Source organism: Streptomyces sp. NBC_01264 (assembly GCF_026340675.1).
In the GTDB taxonomy this organism is placed as follows: Bacteria; Actinomycetota; Actinomycetes; order Streptomycetales; family Streptomycetaceae; genus Streptomyces.
Map to the genome: position 1 here is coordinate 6,947,539 of NZ_JAPEOX010000001.1, position 17,925 is coordinate 6,965,463.

Annotated in this window: 15 protein-coding genes and 1 pseudogene; 10 read left to right on the top strand and 6 right to left on the bottom strand. The window is 74.6% G+C overall.

The genetic code is table 11. The features are described from left to right. Positions 1-380 precede the first annotated feature (380 nt). Positions 381-4,994, bottom strand: coding sequence for an Lhr family helicase (locus OG435_RS32485; RefSeq protein ID WP_266881440.1), 4,614 nt, complete (start codon positions 4,992-4,994; stop codon positions 381-383). Positions 4,995-5,074: 80 nt separating this feature from the next. On the opposite strand from OG435_RS32485, the gene OG435_RS32490 reads away from it, so the two are divergent. From OG435_RS32490 to OG435_RS32505, 4 genes are all read left to right on the top strand, one after another. Continuing rightward, complete coding sequence (locus tag OG435_RS32490) at positions 5,075-5,944, top strand: AraC family transcriptional regulator (RefSeq protein WP_266881441.1); 870 nt, start codon at positions 5,075-5,077, stop codon at positions 5,942-5,944. 10 nt (positions 5,945-5,954) lie between these two features. Continuing rightward, on the top strand, positions 5,955-7,199 hold the full coding sequence (locus OG435_RS32495; RefSeq protein WP_266881442.1) for a DUF2716 domain-containing protein: 1,245 nt from the start codon (positions 5,955-5,957) through the stop codon (positions 7,197-7,199). A 103-nt stretch (positions 7,200-7,302) separates the two neighbouring features. Continuing rightward, the gene (locus OG435_RS32500) at positions 7,303-8,022 is read left to right on the top strand and encodes an AzlC family ABC transporter permease (protein WP_266881443.1); all 720 of its coding nucleotides are present in this window, start codon (positions 7,303-7,305) and stop codon (positions 8,020-8,022) included. Beyond that, the gene (locus OG435_RS32505) at positions 8,019-8,327 is read left to right on the top strand and encodes an AzlD domain-containing protein (RefSeq protein WP_266881444.1); all 309 of its coding nucleotides are present in this window, start codon (positions 8,019-8,021) and stop codon (positions 8,325-8,327) included. Before OG435_RS32500 ends, OG435_RS32505 begins: the two co-directional genes overlap by 4 nt. Here OG435_RS32505 and OG435_RS32510 read toward each other — a convergent pair. Beyond that, positions 8,296-9,297: a hypothetical protein gene (locus OG435_RS32510; protein ID WP_266881445.1), complete on the bottom strand. Its 1,002-nt coding sequence runs from the start codon at positions 9,295-9,297 to the stop codon at positions 8,296-8,298. The genes OG435_RS32505 and OG435_RS32510 overlap by 32 nt on opposite strands. Positions 9,298-9,378: 81 nt before the next feature. Between OG435_RS32510 and OG435_RS32515 the strand changes: the two genes are divergently transcribed. Then, positions 9,379-9,573: a DUF3046 domain-containing protein gene (locus OG435_RS32515; RefSeq protein WP_214955542.1), complete on the top strand. Its 195-nt coding sequence runs from the start codon at positions 9,379-9,381 to the stop codon at positions 9,571-9,573. A 310-nt stretch (positions 9,574-9,883) separates the two neighbouring features. Then, a complete protein-coding gene (locus OG435_RS32520) occupies positions 9,884-10,978 on the top strand; it encodes an AI-2E family transporter (protein WP_323187956.1) in 1,095 nt (364 codons plus the stop codon). On the opposite strand, the gene OG435_RS32525 is transcribed toward OG435_RS32520, so the two are convergent. Together OG435_RS32525 and OG435_RS32530 are read right to left on the bottom strand one after the other, a co-directional pair. Next, the gene (locus tag OG435_RS32525) at positions 10,926-11,687 is read right to left on the bottom strand and encodes a Clp protease N-terminal domain-containing protein (RefSeq protein WP_266881447.1); all 762 of its coding nucleotides are present in this window, start codon (positions 11,685-11,687) and stop codon (positions 10,926-10,928) included. The two genes, OG435_RS32520 and OG435_RS32525, sit on opposite strands and share 53 nt — an antisense overlap. Before the next feature lie 97 nt (positions 11,688-11,784). Next, entirely contained in the window at positions 11,785-12,351 is a 567-nt protein-coding gene (locus OG435_RS32530) for a 2'-5' RNA ligase family protein (protein WP_266881448.1), read from the bottom strand. Between the two features lie 184 nt (positions 12,352-12,535). Between OG435_RS32530 and recA the strand changes: the two genes are divergently transcribed. The 4 genes and pseudogenes from recA to OG435_RS32550 form a co-directional block, all read left to right on the top strand. Then, on the top strand, positions 12,536-13,657 hold the full coding sequence (recA, locus tag OG435_RS32535) for a recombinase RecA (protein ID WP_250751812.1): 1,122 nt from the start codon (positions 12,536-12,538) through the stop codon (positions 13,655-13,657). A 3-nt stretch (positions 13,658-13,660) separates the two neighbouring features. Next, positions 13,661-14,350 (top strand): recombination regulator RecX, encoded by a 690-nt coding sequence (gene recX / locus OG435_RS32540; RefSeq protein ID WP_266881449.1) that lies wholly within the window; start codon positions 13,661-13,663, stop codon positions 14,348-14,350. Positions 14,351-14,474: 124 nt separating this feature from the next. Beyond that, positions 14,475-14,645: a hypothetical protein gene (locus tag OG435_RS32545; RefSeq protein WP_266881450.1), complete on the top strand. Its 171-nt coding sequence runs from the start codon at positions 14,475-14,477 to the stop codon at positions 14,643-14,645. After that, positions 14,563-16,722 (top strand): annotated as a pseudogene (locus OG435_RS32550) (FtsX-like permease family protein); the annotation flags it as partial. The gene OG435_RS32545 and the pseudogene OG435_RS32550, both read left to right, overlap by 83 nt. A gap of 287 nt (positions 16,723-17,009) precedes the next feature. Here the strand turns inward: OG435_RS32550 and OG435_RS32555 are convergent. Both OG435_RS32555 and OG435_RS32560 read right to left on the bottom strand, forming a co-directional pair. Further along, on the bottom strand, positions 17,010-17,396 hold the full coding sequence (locus OG435_RS32555; RefSeq protein ID WP_266882287.1) for a rhodanese-like domain-containing protein: 387 nt from the start codon (positions 17,394-17,396) through the stop codon (positions 17,010-17,012). Next, complete coding sequence (locus OG435_RS32560; protein WP_266881452.1) at positions 17,387-17,920, bottom strand: cysteine dioxygenase; 534 nt, start codon at positions 17,918-17,920, stop codon at positions 17,387-17,389. The genes OG435_RS32555 and OG435_RS32560 overlap by 10 nt, the downstream gene beginning before the upstream one ends. Positions 17,921-17,925 lie beyond the last annotated feature (5 nt).

The following is a 17,925-nucleotide window of genomic DNA, read 5'->3' on the forward strand; positions in this document are numbered from 1 at the left end:
GGCCCACCTGAGCGACTCCGGGGCGCACCCCCGAGGGAGGTTCACGGCCCATCCCTGAAGTGGGCCTGGGGCGGAGCCCCGTAGGGCTAGGCCTGGGACGGGGCTCCAGGGCAAGGTCCGGGCGCGGCCCCAGGGGGCGGGGTGCGGTGGCGGCGGCCCGGGGGAGGTTCACGGCCCATCCCTGAAGTGGGCCCGGGGCGGAGCCCCGTAGGGCGCGGTCCGGGGCGGGGCTCCAGGGCGAGGTTCGGGCGCAGGCCCGGGGTGCGGTGGCGGCGGCTCGGGGGAGGTTCACGGCCCGCCCCCGGAGTAGGGCCGGGGCGCAGTCCCGGAGGACGGAGTCCGGGGTGGGGCTTTGGCTTGGTCGTCCGTGGGGTGGGGCGTCAGTGGCGTAGGCGGAGGCCCTGGGGTGTGGCGTGGAAGCCTGTGGCTTCTGTGGGTGGGGCGTAGGGGGAGGTGAGGGACGGGGTGGCGTTGATGCGTTCCACCGTGAGGGTGGGGAGGGCGCCCTTGCGGGAGGCCGTGGTGAGGGCCGTCAGGGCGGCGGTGAGGCGGGGGTCGTCCGGGTCGGGCCAGGCGAGGAGGGTTTTGCCGCCGCGCTCCAGGTAGAGGGTGAGTTCGCCGTCGACCAGGACGACGAGGGAGCCGGCCTTACGGCCCGGTTTGTGGGTGGCTCCGGTCGGGGGCTCCGGCCAGGGGAGGGCCGCACCGTAGGCGTTCGCCGGGTCGGCGGCGGCGAGGACCACCGCGGCGAGAGGGGGCGGGGTGCGCTCGGCCGCGCGGAGGCGGTCGACGGCGCCGTCCATGGCGAACTGGGCCGCGCCCAGGCCTTCGACCACGTAGCCCCTGCGGGCCTGGCCGCTGTCCTCGAAGGCGGAGAGGATGCGGTAGACCGCGCTGAAGCCGCCTTCCACGCCTTCGGCGGCCACCGCGCCCCGGGTCACCACCCCGTGGCGGTCCAGCAGGGTGCGGGCCAGGGCGTGTGCGCGGTGGGTCGGGTCCGGGGCGTGGACCGGGAGCAGGGACCAGCGGCCCGACACCGTGGGCGGGCCGGTACGGGAGGCAGGGGTGGTGAGGGTGCCGTAGCGGCCGCGGGGGATCGTACGGCGGGCGCGGTGGGCGGTGGCGCCCGCCGTGCGGCCCGAGCCGAGGAGGGAGCGCAGGGGGGCCAGGGTGTCGTTCGTCAGGCGGCCCGACCAGGCCAGGTCCCAGACGGCGGAGGAGAGGTCCGCGTCCGAGGCGTCCGGGTGCAGGGCGCGGGCGCGGTCCGTGAGCTGGCGGAAGAACAGGCCGTAGCCGCCGGAGAGCGCGGTGAGGACCGCCTCGTGGAGCGGGGTGATTTCCAGGGGGTGCGCGGGCGGGAGGAGGAGGGGGGCCGCCTCCGCGAGGTACAGGGAGATCCAGCCGTCCTTGCCCGGCAGGGCGCCCGCGCCGGCCCAGACGACCTCGCCGGTGGTGGTGAGCTCGTCCAGGAGGGTGGGGGAGTAGTCCGCAACCCGGGAGGGGAGGATCAGCCGTTCCAGGGCGGAGGCGGGCACCGCGGCGCCCTGGAGCTGTTCGATCGCGCGGGCCAGGCCGTCGATGCCGCGCAGGGCTCCGCCCAGGTGCTGCCACTGGGGGAGGAAGGTGGCGAGGGAGGCGGGCGGGACCGGCTCCAGTTCCTGGCGCAGGGCGGCGAGGGAGCGACGCCGGAGCCTTCGCAGAACCGTGGCGTCGCACCACTCCTGGCCGATGCCCGCCGGGTGGAACTCGCCCTGGACCACCCGGCCGGCCGCCGCGAGCCGGTGCAGCGTGCCGTCGGTCACGGCCGTGCCCAGTCCGAAGCGGGCGGCGGCGGTGACCGTGGTGAAGGGACCGTGGGTGCGGGCGTACCGGGCCAGGAGGTCGCCGAGCGGGTCCTTCACCGGCTCGGTGAACGCCTCAGGGACGCCCACCGGGAGCGCCGTGCCCAGTGCGTCGCGCAGCCGGCCGGCGTCCTCGATGGCCGCCCAGTGGTCCTCGCCGCCGATCCGGACCCGGATCGCCCGGCGGGAGGCGGCGAGGGAGGGAGCCCACTCCGGTTCCGCGCCGCGGGCGGTCAGTTCCGCCGGGGTGAGCGGGCCCAGCAGGCGCAGCAGGTCGGCCACCGACTCGGCGTCCTTGGCCCGCCGGTCCTCGGTCAGCCACTGGAGCTCCCGCTCCAGCTCCGTCAGCACCTCCGCGTCGAGCAGTTCGCGGAGCTCCGCCTGGCCGAGCAGTTCGGCCAGCAGCCGGGAGTCCAGCGACAGCGCGGCCGCCCTGCGCTCGGCGAGCGGCGAGTCGCCCTCGTAGAGGAACTGGGCGACGTACCCGAAGAGGAGGGAACGGGCGAAGGGGGAGGGCTCCGGCGTCGTGACCTCGACGAGGCGGACCCGGCGGGACTCGATGTCCCCCATCAGCTCGGTCAGGCCCGGCACGTCGAAGACGTCCTGCAGGCATTCCCGTACGGCTTCCAGGACGATCGGGAACGAACCGAACTCGGAGGCCACCTGGAGCAGCTGCGAGGCGCGCTGGCGCTGCTGCCACAGGGGGGTGCGCTTGCCGGGATTGCGGCGCGGGAGCAGCAGGGCGCGGGCCGCGCACTCGCGGAAGCGGGAGGCGAACAGGGCGGAGCCGCCCACCTGGTCGGTGACGATCTGCTGGACGTCCCCGTGGTCGAAGACCACGTCCGCGGCGCCGAGCGGGGGCTTCTCGTCGTCGAAGTCGAAAGAGGCTGAAGTGGCTGTCGAACTGCCGGGCGCCGGGTCGTGGTCCAGCAGGTCCAGGTCCATGCTCAGCAGGTCCGCGTCGGGGAGGCGGAGCACGATGCCGTCGTCGGCGTGCATGACCTGCGCGTCCATCCCGTACCGCTCGGAGAGGCGGGCGCCGAGCGCGAGCGCCCAGGGGGCGTGGACCTGGGCGCCGAAGGGGGAGTGGACCACGACCCGCCAGTCGCCGAGCTCGTCGCGGAACCGCTCGACGACGATGGTCCGGTCGTCCGGTACGTGGCCGCAGGCCTCGCGCTGTTCGGCGAGGTAGGACAGGACGTTCTCCGCGGCCCAGGCATCCAGGCCGGCCGCCAGCAGGCGCAGCCGGGCGTCCTCGGCGGTGAGTCCGCCGAGCTCGCGCAGGAACGCGCCGACCGCGCGGCCCAGCTCCAGCGGGCGGCCCAGCTGGTCGCCCTTCCAGAACGGGAGGCGGCCCGGGACTCCGGGAGCGGGGGTGACCAGGACGCGGTCGCGGGTGATGTCCACGATCCGCCAGGAGGTGGTGCCGAGGGTGAAGACGTCGCCGACGCGGGACTCGTAGACCATCTCCTCGTCCAGCTCGCCGACGCGGCCGCCGCCCTTCTTCGGGTCGGAGCCGGCCAGGAAGACGCCGAAGAGGCCGCGGTCCGGGATGGTCCCGCCGGAGGTGACCGCGAGCCGCTGGGCGCCGGGCCGGCCGGTGATCGTACCGGCGACGCGGTCCCACACGACGCGGGGTCTGAGCTCGGCGAAGGCGTCCGACGGGTAGCGGCCGGCCAGCATGTCCAGCACCGCCGTGAAGGCCGAGTCGGGCAGCGCCGCGAAGGGGGCCGCCCGGCGCACCAGGGCCAGCAGGTCGTCCAGCTGCCAGGTGTCCATCGCGGTCATCGCGACGAGCTGCTGGGCCAGGACGTCCAGCGGGTTGGCGGGGATCCGCAGGGACTCGATCGAGCCCGTCCGCATCCGCTCGGTGACCACGGCCGCCTGGACCAGGTCGCCCCGGTACTTGGGGAAGACGACCCCGGTGGAGACCGCGCCCACCTGGTGCCCGGCGCGGCCCACGCGCTGGAGCCCGGAGGCCACCGAGGGAGGGGACTCCACCTGGATGACGAGGTCCACCGCACCCATGTCGATGCCCAGCTCCAGGCTGGAGGTGGCAACCACGGCGGGCAGCCGGCCCGCCTTCAGGTCCTCCTCCACCAGCGCCCGCTGCTCCTTGGAGACCGAGCCGTGGTGGGCGCGGGCCAGCAGCGGCGGGGCGCCCTGGGCGGCGCCCGACTGGGCCATGATCTCGGCCGGGGGCGCGCCCTCGGGCAGCGGGCCGCCGGTGGCGCGCTCGTACGCGATCTCGTTGAGCCGGTTGCACAGCCGCTCGGCGAGGCGGCGGGAGTTGGCGAACACGATGGTGGACCGGTGGGCCTGGACCAGATCGGCGATCCGCTCCTCCACATGCGGCCAGATAGAGGGCTTGTCGCCGCCCTCCTTGCCCTCGGTGGCGGGGGAGCCGCCCAACTCGCCCATGTCCTCGACCGGGACGACCACCGACAGGTCGAACTCCTTGGTGGAGGGCGGCTGGACGATCTCGACCTTGCCGCGAGGAGCGAGGTAGCGGGCCACCTCCTCCACCGGGCGGACCGTCGCCGACAAGCCGATCCGGCGCGCGGGGTGGGGCAGCAGCTCGTCCAACCGCTCCAGGGACAGCGCGAGATGGGCGCCGCGCTTGGTCCCGGCGACCGCGTGCACCTCGTCCAGGATCACCGTCTCGATCCCGGCCAGGGCCTCGCGGGCCGCCGAGGTCAGCATCAGGAACAGCGACTCGGGCGTGGTGATCAGGATGTCCGGCGGCCGGGTCACCAGCGCGCGCCGCTCGGCCGGCGGGGTGTCGCCCGAGCGGATCCCGACCCGGATCTCCGGCTCGGGCAGGCCCAGGCGCACCGATTCCTGCCGGATGCCGGTCAGCGGGCTGCGCAGATTGCGCTCCACGTCCACCGCCAGGGCCTTCAGCGGCGAGATGTACAGCACCCGGCAGCGCTTCTTCGGCTCCGCCGGGGGCGGGGTCGAGGCGAGCTGGTCGAGGGCGGCGAGGAAGGCGGCCAGGGTCTTGCCGGAGCCGGTGGGGGCCACCACCAGCACGTCCGAGCCCGCACCGATGGCCCGCCAGGCACCCTCCTGGGCGGTGGTGGGCGAGACGAAGGCCCCCGTGAACCAGGAACGGGTCGCGGGGGAGAACGAGTCGAGCGCGGTACCGGACATGCCCCCATCGTGCACCCGCCCACTGACAACCGGCCGGACCTGTGGAAACAGCCCGGCCGGACCGGGCGCAGAATGGGGGGATGGGCACGGGGACGACCAGGGCGGACGCGGGCCACGCGGGCCACGCGGGCCGCCGGGAGTGGGCGAGGCACTGGCAGTACGCGGAACTGCCCGGGCTGGACCTCCTGCGCGCCCACTACGTCCGCCACACCTTCCCGCGCCACGCCCACGACGGGTACGTCATCGCGGCCGTCACCGGCGGCGTCGAGGAGATCGGCCTGCCGGGGGACACCCTGCGCGCCGGGCCCGGCAGCGTGGTCCTGATCAACCCCGAGGTACCGCACACCGCCCGCGCCGGGGTCCCCGAGGGCTGGGCCTACGCCACCCTCTACCCCTCCCGGGCGTTGATCACCGAGGTCGCCACCGAGATCGGGACGCTGCGCGGGACCCCCGGCTTCACCGCCGACATGGTCGCCGACGCACAGGCCTCGCGGGCCATCACCGAGGTCCACCGGGCCGCCGAGGCCGGCAACGCCCTGGCCGCCGACACCCTGCTGCGCGGGGTGGTGGCCCGGATGCTGACCCGGCACGCCGGGCCGCTGCCCGTCCGGGCGGCGGGCCGCGCGGGGGCCGCCGACGCGGAGCGGGCCCGGGCCGTGCTGGAGGAGCGGATGGGGGAGCCGCCGTCGCTCGAGCAGCTCGCGGCGGAGCTGGGCACGAGCCCCTTCGCCCTGCTGCGGGCCTTCCGGGACCGGTACGGCATGCCCCCGCACACCTGGCTGACCGACGCCCGGGTCCGGCGGGCGCGGCTGCTCCTGGACGCGGGGATCCCGCCGGCGGAGGCGGCCGTCACCGTCGGCTTCACCGACCAGCCGCACCTGAACCGGCACTTCACCCGCATCGTGGGGGTGCCGCCGGGCGCTTACCGGCGGGGGCGGGCGGCCGGTTAGGGTCCGGATCATGGACCGTTCGGAGCAGGCCCGGGTGTGGGGCGCGTACGCGGCGCAGGTGCGCGGGCTGGTGCCCGAGTGGGCGCCGCCGGGCGCGGTGGTGGAGCAGGACGGGCCCCTCGTACGGACCCACTACGGCACGCACGGGACCGTCGGCCACCGGCCGCTGACGCACACCGGGCGCGGCGAGCTCGCGGAGCTGGTGCGGCGGCAGCAGGAGGCCTTCGCGGCGCGGAGCGAGCCGGTGGAGTGGAAGGTGTACGGGGCCGATGCGCCGGCCCTGGCGGAGGAGCTGGGGGCGGCCGGATTCACGGCGGATCCGGAGCGGTCGCTGATGGCGGCGGGGTTCGCGGCTCTGGGGCGCGGGACGGATGAAGGGCGGGTGCGATCCGTCGTCCCGGGGACGACCCTGCGTGAGATGGCGGCTTCGTCCGATCCGCACGAAACGCCGCTCGCGGAGTTCGAGGCCGACGGCGGCTGCGTTTACGGGCGGGCCGAGGTCGCCCTCCTGCTCGACGGGGGTCGCGTGGCGGCCGTGGGCTGGGCGCGGCGCGACCCGCGCACGGAGTTCGTGGTCGTCGGCGGGGTGACCGGTCCGCACTCCGAACTCCTGAGGGCGTGGAGGCAGCTGGCGGAGCCGCGGCACCCGAAGACACCGGCGGCCACGCACTGTGTGCTGGAGGCCGAGGGGGAGCTGCGGGAGGTGGCCGGCGCTGCCGGATTCGGCGAGCTGACCACCGTACGGACCTACCGCTGGTCGCCGCCGGGAAGCCCGGCGGCGACCCGGCCCGTGCGGTGGCTGCGCGATGACGACGAGGATCCGCTGTGGGACCGCCTCGAGAAGGAGTTCGCCTTCGACCCGGACACCGACGGGTCTCCCGGCTTCGATGCTCCGGCCCCCTCCGTCACCTGGCGGCTCAAGGACGCGCCGACCGATGAGCCGGACCGGATCCTGCGGGCCTCCTTGAGGGCCCTCACCCCGGCCGGTCAGCGGCTCCACTGGCTCGACTGGCAGCACACCGGCTACGACTTCGACCCGCACCGGGTCGGTGGCTCCGGCGAACCGCGATGGCCCGGACGGGCCTACCCGAACGGCGACTACTACCTCTACCTCCACCCCGACCTGCGCTTCGGCACCTTCGGTCACCCCTGGGAGCGGACCTTGTGCGTCTGGGGCGCGGGACTGCTCGCCGCCGTGGAGGCGGAGCTCACCGAGGTGCTCGGGGAGCCCCTGCGGCGCCGGGACACCCCCTAGTCGAGCCGGCCCGGGCGGGTCTGCGGTCACCGTGGCACGGTGCAAGAACGTACAAGACCGGGAAGGCGCGGCCCCGTACGTTCGGGGCGTGGGAGAACAACGGATGGTCATACGAGAAGGCTCCGACCGGGAGGCACCCGGCGCGGCGTCCGCGGTGGAGAAGCCGCGAGCCGCCGTGGTCCGGGACGCGCTCGGCGTGGGAGTGGCGGTCGGGCTGTCCGGGTTCGCCTTCGGGGTGACCGCCGCCGGATCCGGGGTCAGCACCCTCCAAGCGTGCGTGCTGAGCCTGCTGGTGTTCACCGGGGCCTCGCAGTTCGCGCTGGTCGGGGCACTGGCCGCAGGCGGCAACCCGTTCACGGCCGCCGCCGGGGCCTTCTTCCTCGGGACCCGCAACGCCTTCTACGGGCTGCGGCTGTCCCAGCTGCTCGCGCTGCCCAAGGGCGTACGCCCGTTCGCCGCGCACTGGGTGATCGACGAGACCACGGCGGTGGCCCTGGCCCAGCCCGACCGGAAGTCCGCACGGCTCGGATTCACCGTGACCGGGCTGAGCCTCTACGTCCTGTGGAACCTCACCACCCTGCTCGGCGCGCTCGGCGCCGAGGCCATCGGGGACACCCGCGCGTGGGGGCTGGACGCTGCCGGGCCGGCCGTGTTCCTGGCCCTGCTCGCGCCGATGCTGAAGACCGGCACCGAGCGGGCCGTCGCCGCGCTCGCCCTCGTCCTCGGGCTGGGCCTGCTGCCCGTACTGCCCGCCGGGGTGCCCGTGCTGATCGCGGCGCTGGCCGCGCCGATCGTGCTGTGGATGAAGGGACGCCGCCCGTGAACGTCTGGATCGCCATCGGGATCACCGTCGTCGGCTGCTACGCCGTCAAGCTCGCCGGGCTGCTCGTCCCCGCCGGAGCCCTGGAGCGGCCCGCGGTGCGCAAGCTCGCCGCGCTCCTGCCGGTCGCGCTGCTCGCCGCGCTCACCGCGCAGCAGACCTTCGCCACCGGGCAGGAACTCGTGCTGGACGCCCGCGCGGCCGGGCTCGCGGCCGCCGCGGTCGCACTGCTGCTGCGGGCGCCGTTCCTCGTCGTGGTCGCGGCGGCCGTCGCCGTCACCGCGGGGCTGCGGGCCCTGGGAGGCTAGGCACGCCGACGGCGGGGCCCGGGAGGCGGCCGTACGCGCGCAGGGTCAGCAGCGCCTCCAGCGTGGCGATCGGGCGCCGCTCCAGCGCGCTGCCCGGCGCCCATGCCGCGCGGCCCACCGGCCAGCCGCCGTCCGGCTGCTGCAGGCCGGCCAGGAAGCGCAGCGAGCCGTACAGCTCCGCGTCCGTGAACCAGCCGCGGGCGAGGGACCCCGGGCGGCGGGCGAAGTCGTACGGGTACAGGCGCTCGCCCGGCGCCGGGTCCGCCACGGGGTCCGGTACGGGGTCCAGTACGACGAGCCGCTGCTCGCGGACGAGCCGCCCCAGCCGGTCCGCCGCCGCCGTGGCCCGGGCCCGGTCGGGGACCCCGTCCAGGAAGGCCACCGCGCTCCGGATCTCGTACGGGTGCCAGTGGCGCAGGTTCTCCACCCGGTCCCAGCAGAAGTCCGTCGCACGGAACAGCCACGCGTGCCACACTCGGTTGCGGTGCAGGATCCCGACGACGGGGCCGGTGGCCAGCAGGTCGCCCGGCGGATCGTCCTGCAGCGGGTGGTAGGGGGCCGCCGGGTAGCCGCCGGAGGCCGGGGCGGTCGCCGGGAGCGCCCCGTCCGGGGTGGAGACCCGGGTCAGGTGGGCGCAGAGCCGCTCGATGCGCTGTCCGGCGCAACGGCCCAGGCCGTCCAGCACGCGCAGGGCGTGGGCGGTGTGCAGCGGGTGGCTGAGCGGACCGCGCAGATCCGGATCCAGGGCGTGGCCGTAGCCGCCGTCGCCGCCCAGATAGGCGCCGAGGGCGGTGTCCACCGGGTCGGCGCCCCCGCCGAGGAAGTGGAACGCGAACCGCCGCTGCTCCAGGACGCGGGCCGTGAGCCAGATGAACTGCTCGGCGCGGGCGAGCGCGCCCGTCGCCGTGGCCGTCGTGGCCGCCGTCGTCGCTGTGGTCGCCGCCGGGGCGCGGGCTTCGTCTCCAGGCATGGCAGGAACGGTAGGGGTCCGTGCTGCGCCGAGGGGGCCCGAACGGGGAGGGTGCACTCTCCGGGGCGGGATACTGGAGGCATGCGGTTGACGATTTTCTGGGAGCGGATGGCCGAGCACTTCGGCGCGGGCTACGCGGACTCCTTCGCGCGGGACCACGTCATGACGGAGCTCGGGGGACGCACGGTCCACGAGGCGCTCGACGCGGGCTGGGAGGCCAAGGACGTGTGGCGCGCGGTGTGTTCGGCGGTGGACGTCCCCGCCTCGCTGCGCTAGGCCGTCTCTGGCCCGGTGCGCCCGGCCGGCCGTTCCGGAGGCCGTCGCACAGGTCGTTCCGCAGGTCGGTCCGGCTCCCGGTCCCCCCGTGGGGGCGGGGCCGCCGCGAACGCTTCGCCGTTCGCGGCGCCAGTGGGACAGACTGGTCGGCGTGGCAGCCAGTGATGAGACGACCGACCGGCCCGAAGACCCCCGGAGCGCGCCGCCGACCCGCTCGGCGGCCGCGGCGGACCCCTCGGCCGCAGGCCCCGTAACGGAGGGATCCGGTGCGCCGGGTCCCGGCGGTGAACCGGCTCCTCCGGATGCCCGGATGCCGCGCTGGCTGCCGCGCGCGGTGGTCCTCGTACTGGCCCTGGTGGCCTGCTTCCAGCTCGGCAGCTGGGCCTTCCACCAGCTCATCGGGCTGCTCGTCAACATCCTGATCGCGTTCTTCCTCGCGCTCGCGATAGAACCGGCCGTGGCCAGGATGGCGGCCCGCGGCATGCGCCGCGGGCTCGCCACCTTCCTGGTGTTCCTCGGGGTGTTCGTCGCGGCCGTCGGATTCCTCGTCCTGCTCGGCTCGGTCCTGGCCGCACAGATCGTCGACCTGGTGGAGGGCTTCCCCGGCTATCTCGACTCGCTGATCGGCTCGATCAACGACACCTTCCACACGGACCTGTCCCGGCTGGACATCCAGGACAGCCTGCTGCACTCGGACTGGCTGCAGAAATACGTGCAGAACAGCGCCAGCGGGGTGCTCGACGTGTCCGCCACCGTGCTCGGCGGACTGTTCAAGCTGCTGACGATCGGTCTGTTCTCCTTCTACTTCGCCGCCGACGGGCCGCGACTGCGCCGCGCGCTGTGCTCCGTACTGCCTCCCAGGAAGCAGGCGGAGGTGCTGCGCGCGTGGGAGATCGCCGTCACCAAGACGGGCGGATACCTCTACTCGCGCGGGCTGATGGCACTGATCTCCGGGATCGCGCACTACATCGTGTTCGCGGTGCTGGGCGTGCCGTACGCACCCGCGCTCGCGGTGTGGGTGGGGCTGGTGTCGCAGTTCATCCCCACCATCGGCACCTACCTGGCGGGTGCGCTGCCGATGCTGCTCGCCTTCACGGTGAACCCCTGGTACGCGCTGTACGTCCTCGGATTCGTGGTGGTGTACCAGCAGTTCGAGAACTACGTGCTCCAGCCGAAGCTCACCTCGAAGACGGTGGACATCCACCCGGCGGTGGCCTTCGGATCGGTCATCGCCGGCACCGCCCTGCTGGGCGCGGTCGGGGCGCTCATCGCGATCCCGGCCGTCGCCACGCTGCAGGCGTTCCTCGGGGCGTACGTGAAGCGGTACGCGCTGACCGACGACGCGGACGCCTCTACTTCGCGTTCTCGTCCGCGGCGCCGAGTACGGCTGCCAGGGCGTCGGTGACCCAGTTCTCGACCGTGTCCTTGTCCACGCCGAGGCCGCTGAGCGGACCCGTTCCGTTCTCCAGCTCCAGGAGCGCGAGCAGGACGTGCTCGGTACCCACGTAGCCGTGGCCCAGGCGCAGGGCCTCGCGGAAGGTGAGCTCCAGGGCCTTCTTCGCCGAGGCGTCGAAGGGGATCAGGGCGGGGAGGTCCGCCACGGCCGGGGGCAGGCCCGCCGTCGCGGCGGCGCGTACCTCGTCGGCCGCGACGCCCTGGGCGGCGATGGCCCGGGCCGCGAGGCCCTCGTCCTCGGCCAGCAGCCCGAGGACGAGGTGCTCGGTGCGGATCTCGGCGTTGGCGGCGGTGCGGGCCTCGTTCTGCGCGGTCACCACCACGTTGCGGGCGCGGGGGGTGAAGCGGGCGAAGCCCTGGCCGGGGTCGAGCGGGGCCTCGCCCTCCTTGTCGGCCTTCGGTACGAAGCGCTTCTGGGCGGCCTGGCGGGTGACGCCCATGCTGCGGCCGATGTCGGTCCAGGAGGCGCCGGAGCGGCGGGCCTGGTCGACGAAGTGGCCGATGAGGTGGTCCGCGACGTCCCCGAGGGCCTCGGCGGCGACGACTGCGCCGCTGAGCTGCTCCAGGGTGTCGGTGTGGACTTTCTTGATGGCCTCGATGAGGTCGTCGAGGCGTACCGGATTGGTCATGCGAACGGGTTCCACCGAAGGGTTCGTCATGAGGCAACCCTAGGTTGACAGTCGGAAAGGTGTCAACCCTGGGTTGTCACTCGGTCCGGTTCTCGCGGCGCCGTCACTTCTGGTTCCCGCGGCGCCGTCACTCTCCCGGTTCCCCCAGTGCGAAGCTCGCGCGCTCGTGCCAGGCCGTCCCGTCGTAGGCCACCAGGTCGACGGTGCGGGCGCGGGCGGTGAGCGGGAGTCGGCCGCCCAGGTCCGCCTCGGCGGCGTCCAGGTCCGCCTCGGCGGCGCGCTGGGCCACCGTGAGGTGCGGGACCGGGTCCGGGTAGCGGCCGCCGTAGGGGCGGACGTCCGGCCAGCGCTCGGTGATCGCACGGGTCAGCCGGCGCAGCGGGGCGTCCGGCTCCGGGGCGAGGTAGAGCATCCCCGGGAACCGGTCGGTCCGCTCGAAGCGCAGGTCGAAGGCGTGGTGGGGGCTCAGGGCCGCGGCGATCCCGGCGAGGACCGGGGCGTCGATCAGGTCCTCCTGGAGGAACGGGTAGAGCACGCTCACGTGCGCCGGAACCCCGGCCCCGGCCCGGGCGGCGGGGTCGATCCGGTCCCGCCAGCCCCGGACCACGGGTTCCGCTTCGGGGATCCGCACGATGAGCGCGGTGCGGCCGGCGGGGAACATGCTGGAGGTGGTGTCGTCCGCGGTGTCCGTCATGGGAACGGATCATGCCAGCCGGCGGTGGGGCGGACGGGTCCGGCGTGGCGCGCTTGACAGGGAAATCGAACACGCATTCTTATTGGTTATCCACAGCCGAACCGGACGTGGGACCGCGTTGTCAGTGGCAGGCGTTAGCGTCAATGGCGTGAAGCGATCGACTCAAGCAAATCGGGTGGAACCCATGGCAGGCAACGACCGCGAGAAGGCTCTCGAAGCCGCGCTCGCACAGATTGAACGGCAGTTCGGCAAGGGTGCCGTGATGCGTCTCGGCGACAAGCCGAACGACCCCATCGAGGTCATCCCCACCGGATCGACCGCGCTGGACATCGCGCTCGGCGTCGGCGGGCTGCCGCGCGGCCGTGTGATCGAGGTGTACGGGCCGGAGTCCTCCGGTAAGACGACCCTGACGCTGCATGCCGTGGCCAACGCGCAGAAGGCCGGCGGCACCGTGGCCTTCGTGGACGCCGAGCACGCGCTCGACCCCGAGTACGCCAAGGCCCTCGGCGTCGACACCGACAACCTCATCCTGTCCCAGCCGGACACCGGCGAGCAGGCGCTGGAGATCGTGGACATGCTGGTCCGCTCCGGCGCGCTGGACCTCATCGTCATCGACTCCGTCGCGGCCCTCGTGCCGCGCGCGGAGATCGAGGGCGAGATGGGCGACTCGCACGTGGGTCTCCAGGCCCGCCTGATGAGCCAGGCCCTCCGGAAGATCACCGGTGCGCTCAACCAGTCCAAGACCACCGCGATCTTCATCAACCAGCTCCGCGAAAAGATCGGTGTGATGTTCGGCTCGCCGGAGACCACCACCGGTGGCCGCGCGCTGAAGTTCTACGCCTCCGTGCGCCTCGACATCCGGCGCATCGAGACCCTCAAGGACGGCACGGACGCGGTCGGCAACCGCACCCGCGTCAAGGTCGTCAAGAACAAGGTCGCGCCGCCCTTCAAGCAGGCCGAGTTCGACATCCTCTACGGCCACGGCATCAGCCGCGAGGGCGGCCTGATCGACATGGGCGTGGAGCACGGCTTCGTCCGCAAGGCCGGTGCATGGTACACGTACGAGGGCGACCAGCTCGGCCAGGGCAAGGAGAACGCGCGGAAGTTCCTCTGCGACAACCCCGCCCTGTCCGACGAGATCGAGCGGAAGATCAAGGAGAAGCTGGGCGTCGGCATCCGCAAGACGGACACCGCTGCCGCTGCCACGGCCGAGGCCGGCGCGGACGCGTCCGCCGAGACCGCGGCCGTGCCCGCTCCCGCGTCGAAGGCCAAGACCGCGGTCAAGGCCGCCGTCGCTAAGAGCTGACCCGTGTGGGAGCACGAAAGGGGCGGCGCTGACGGCACCGGCGGCACCGACGGTCCGGACGGCGCTGAGGACCGCCGCGAGGGCAGTCGCCGGGGCCGCCGCGAGAGCGGCGGCCGGGGAGGCCGTCGTTCGGAGGGCCGGGGGGACCGTGAAGGCCGGGAGGGCCGGGAGGGCCGCCAGGAACTGCCGCCCCAGAGTCCCGAGGAGCAGGCGCGGGCGATCTGTCTGCGCCAGCTCACCGGGATGCCCCGCACCCGGCGGCAGCTCGCGGACGCCCTGGCCAAGCGGGACATCCCCGAGGAGGTGTCGGAGCAGGTCCTCTCCCGGTTCGAGGAGGTGGGCCTGATCGACGACGCCGCGTTCGCCGGCGCCTGGGTCGAGTCCCGGCACCGGGGACGGGGGCTGGCCCGCCGGGCGCTCGCGCAGGAACTCCGTACCAAGGGGGTGGCACCCACCCTCGTACAGGAGGCCCTGGAGCAGCTCGACTCCGACCAGGAGGAGGAGACCGCCCGGGAGCTCGTGGAGCGCAAGCTCCGCGCGACCCGGGGCCTGGAGCGGGACAAGCGGATCCGGCGCCTCGCCGGAATGCTCGCCCGCAAGGGGTACCCCGAGGGCATGGCCCTGCGGGTGGTCCGGGGCGCACTGGAGGCGGAGGGCGAAGACGCCGAGGATGCCGAAGATCTGACGACCTGACGACCTGACGGTGTGACACGCGGCCGAGCCGTGCGCCCGGACCGCACGGGGTGGGGCTAGCCCCAGGCCGGGGACGCCGGGGCGCTCCAATGTTCCGAGGCGGCCCCGGCGGCAGAGTTTTCCCATGATGCTGCGCTACGCACTCCAGACCGTCCGGGACCGCAAGGCCGGTTTCCTCGGCACCTTCCTCGCCCTGCTGTGCGCGGAGCGCGAAGCCCTCGTACGGGCACGCCTGGAGCTCGGCCGCGCTCACCCCCTTTACGCTCGCCGAGGGACGCGCACCCCGCGGCGGTGACGAGGTCGTCGTCGACCGCGGACTCGCGGCCCGCGCGGCCCTGAAGCCCGGCTCCGCGCTCACCGTGCAGTCCACCGGCGCGCCCAAGACCTATACCGTCAGCGGGATCGCAGCTCCGGCCGGCGGGAACCTCGCGCACCAGAGCGCGCTGTTCTTCGGCGACGCCGAGGCGCAGCGGCTCGCCGCCCGTGACGGCCGGGTCAGCGCCATCGGGGTACTGCCCGAGGCCGGGGTCGACGCGGGCGAGCTGGCCGGGCGGATCCGGCAGGCGCTCCAGGGCACCACCGCGCAGGTGGCCACCGGCCACCAGCGGGGCCCCGTGGAGTTCCTCGACGCGGCCGGTGCCCGGATCAAGCTGGTCTCCATGGGCGGCGCGATGGGCGGTACCTCGCTCCTCGTGGCGATCCTCGTGGTCGTCGGTACCTTCTCCCTGTCGATCCAGCAGCGCCACCGCGAACTCGCCCTGCTCCGCGCCATCGCCGCCACCCCCAAGCAGCTGCGGGGCATGATCGGCCGCGAGGCGCTCCTCGTGGGGCTCGCCGCCGGAATCGCCGGAGCCCTCGCCGGGCTGCCGCTGGCCGCCTGGCTGCACGGCCGGTTCGTCGAGGCGGGGGTCGTCCCGGTGACCCTGGAACGCACCGCCGGGATCTTCCCGATGATCGCCGCCGTCGGCGCGAGCCTGCTCGGCGCATGGGCCGCGGCCCGGATCACCGCACGGCGCGTGGCCCGCGTGCGCCCCGCCGAAGCCCTGGCCGAGGCCGCCGTCGAGCGCGGCCGCCCCGCGTGGGCGCGGCTCGTCGCCGGGGCGCTGCTGCTGGCGGCCGGGGTGGTGCTGGTCGCCGTACTCAGTACGCTGCGCACCGAGCCGGCCTCGACCCCGGTCACCTTCCTCGCCGTCGTGGTGCTCGCCGGAGCCGTCTCCCTGCTGGGCCCGGTGATCGTCAAGGGCGCGGCCGCGCTGCTCGCCGGGCCGCTGCGGCTGGCCGGCCCGGGCGGCCGGCTGGCCACCGCCAACCTGCGCGGCAACGCGACCCGGATGGCCTCCGCGGTCACCCCGCTCACCCTGCTGATCGGGATGGCCTGCACCGTCCTCTTCGTCACCCCGACGCTCGGCGACGCGGCCCGGGCGCAGGCCCGTGAGGGCGTACGGGCCGAGTGGGTGCTCCAGGGCCGGGGGCCGGGGGTTCCCGGCGCCGCCGCCGAGCGGATCCGCCGGACCCCCGGGGTCCTCGCGGCCACCGAGATCGTGCACACCTCGATCCGGGTGGGGCTGACGAAGTACGCGGCGCAGGGCGTGACCCCGGCCGGGCTCGACCGGACCTGGGACCCGGGGGTGACGGCCGGGAGCCTGGCGGGGTTCGGGGAGAAGAGCGTCGCGGTGAGCGACCTGGCCGCGGACCAGCTGGGCCTGAAGCCGGGCAGCCCGCTCTCGCTGTCGCTGGGGGACGGCACGCCGGTCACCCTGACCGTGTCCGCGGTGTACGCGCGCGGGCTGGGCTTCGGCGACGTGACGCTGCCGCACGGCCTGACGGCCGCGCACGTCGACGACCCGCTGGCTTCGAGCGTGCTGGTGGCCGGTCCCGCGACGCGGGAGGCACTCGCCTCGGCGGTACGGGAGTACCCGGGCGTGGCCGTGCTGTCGGCGGCCGAAGCGGACGGCGCGCGGGCGGAGCGGCAGGCGGCCGGATCGGAGATCAACCTGCTGGCGATGGGACTCGTCCTGGCCGTCACCGCGATCGCGGTGGCCAACACCCTGGCGATGTCCACGGGGGAGCGGCTGCGCGAGTTCGCGATGCTGAGGCTCGCGGGTGCGACGCGGCGGCAGGTGCGGGGGATGCTGCGGCTGGAGGCGCTGGCGGTGCTCCTGATGGGGGTGGTGCTGGGGTCGGGGATCGCGCTCGCGGTCCTGACCGCGTTCAGCGTGGGCATGACGGGGACGGCCGCCGCGGTGGTGCTTCCGCTGGTGTACGCGATGGTCGTGGGTGGCGCGGGGCTGCTGGCCCTGTCCGCCACGGGCTTCGCCGGGCGGCTGGCGATGCGCCCCCGCCCGGTGGACCTGGCGACGGCCAAGGGCTAGCCCTCGGGGCTCCGCCCCGGGCCCGCCTTCCCGGGGGGACCGGCCCCCGGCCCCCCGGCCCCCCTGGCGCCTCAGATGCCGGCGAGGCCGGGGGCTGGTCCCCGGCCGCACGCCGTGGGTGTGCCGCTGCGCGGGGCGGGTAGGGGGCCAAGCCCCGCAGGGCCAACTCGGCCGCACCCGCCCACCCAACCCCGTGCCGGGACGGCAGTGGCGGGCACCCCGCCGGCCCCCGCCGGCCCCGCCGGACGGTGCCCGGCGCAGCGGGGCGAAGCCCGCGCAGCGGGGCGTTAAGAAGGAACCACCGGTAGGCCCGCGGCCTTCCAGGATTGGAAGCCGCCCGTGAGGTCCGTTGCGTGGGGGAGGGACAGGGCGTGGAGGGAGGCCGCCGCGAGGGTGGAGGCGTAGCCCTCGTTGCAGATGACGATGACGCGGATGTCGTGGTCCACCGCCTCCGGGAGGCGGTGGGAGCCCTCGGGGTCGAGGCGCCATTCCAGTTCGTTGCGTTCGATCAGCAGGGCGCCGGGGATCAGTCCGTCCCGCTCGCGCAGGGCCTGGTACCGGATGTCGACCAGCAGGGCCCCGGTCAGGGACTCCGCGTGCGCCTGGGCCGCGTCCACGCGGGTGTACGTGGTCCGCAGCCGGTCGATCAGCGCGTCGATGCCGCTCACTGCCAGTCCGCCGGACGCTCGACCTGCTCCAGCGTGAGCACCGGGCCGGTGCGGCTGTAGCGGCGGATCAGGGGGAGCGGCGGGTGGTACGCGTGGACGGAGATCGCGTGCTCCGTCGCGGACTCGTTGAGCACCTCGTGCACGTGGTGCTCGCCGAAGGCCCGCCCGGTGCCCGCGTCCAGAGCGCGGGTGCGGTCCACGTCGGGGGCCAGGGAGAGGGACTGCCAGCCCTCGGAGGGAAGGCGGACCGCCAGGGAGTTCTCCGTGAGGCGGCCGCGCGCGGTGGTGAACGCGCCCCGCGACTCGGCGTGGTCGTGCCAGCCGGTGCCGGTGCCGGGCGGCCAGCCGATCAGCCAGGCCTCGCTGCCGCCCGGGCCGTCGAGCCGGATCCACGTCCGGCCCTCGGGGTCGAGGGGGAGGGAGGCGATCAGCTCGGGGTCGGAGGCGATGCGCCGGGTGAAGGCGAGGAGGCCCGCCGCCGAGAGCGCGGGGGCCGCGGCCGGGGCAGGGGCGTGCGTGGGTGCAGACATGGAGG

Coding starts and splice junctions, on each gene's coding strand:
- OG435_RS32485 (WP_266881440.1), bottom strand. CDS start 4,994: ATGTCCGGTACCGCGCTCGACTCGTTCTCCCCCGCGACCCGTTCCTGG.
- OG435_RS32490 (WP_266881441.1), top strand. CDS start 5,075: ATGGGCACGGGGACGACCAGGGCGGACGCGGGCCACGCGGGCCACGCG.
- OG435_RS32495 (WP_266881442.1), top strand. CDS start 5,955: ATGGACCGTTCGGAGCAGGCCCGGGTGTGGGGCGCGTACGCGGCGCAG.
- OG435_RS32500 (WP_266881443.1), top strand. CDS start 7,303: ATGGTCATACGAGAAGGCTCCGACCGGGAGGCACCCGGCGCGGCGTCC.
- OG435_RS32510 (WP_266881445.1), bottom strand. CDS start 9,297: ATGCCTGGAGACGAAGCCCGCGCCCCGGCGGCGACCACAGCGACGACG.
- OG435_RS32515 (WP_214955542.1), top strand. CDS start 9,379: ATGCGGTTGACGATTTTCTGGGAGCGGATGGCCGAGCACTTCGGCGCG.
- OG435_RS32520 (WP_323187956.1), top strand. CDS start 9,884: ATGCCGCGCTGGCTGCCGCGCGCGGTGGTCCTCGTACTGGCCCTGGTG.
- OG435_RS32525 (WP_266881447.1), bottom strand. CDS start 11,687: ATGACGAACCCTTCGGTGGAACCCGTTCGCATGACCAATCCGGTACGC.
- OG435_RS32530 (WP_266881448.1), bottom strand. CDS start 12,351: ATGACGGACACCGCGGACGACACCACCTCCAGCATGTTCCCCGCCGGC.
- recA (WP_250751812.1), top strand. CDS start 12,536: ATGGCAGGCAACGACCGCGAGAAGGCTCTCGAAGCCGCGCTCGCACAG.
- OG435_RS32545 (WP_266881450.1), top strand. CDS start 14,475: ATGATGCTGCGCTACGCACTCCAGACCGTCCGGGACCGCAAGGCCGGT.
- OG435_RS32560 (WP_266881452.1), bottom strand. CDS start 17,920: ATGTCTGCACCCACGCACGCCCCTGCCCCGGCCGCGGCCCCCGCGCTC.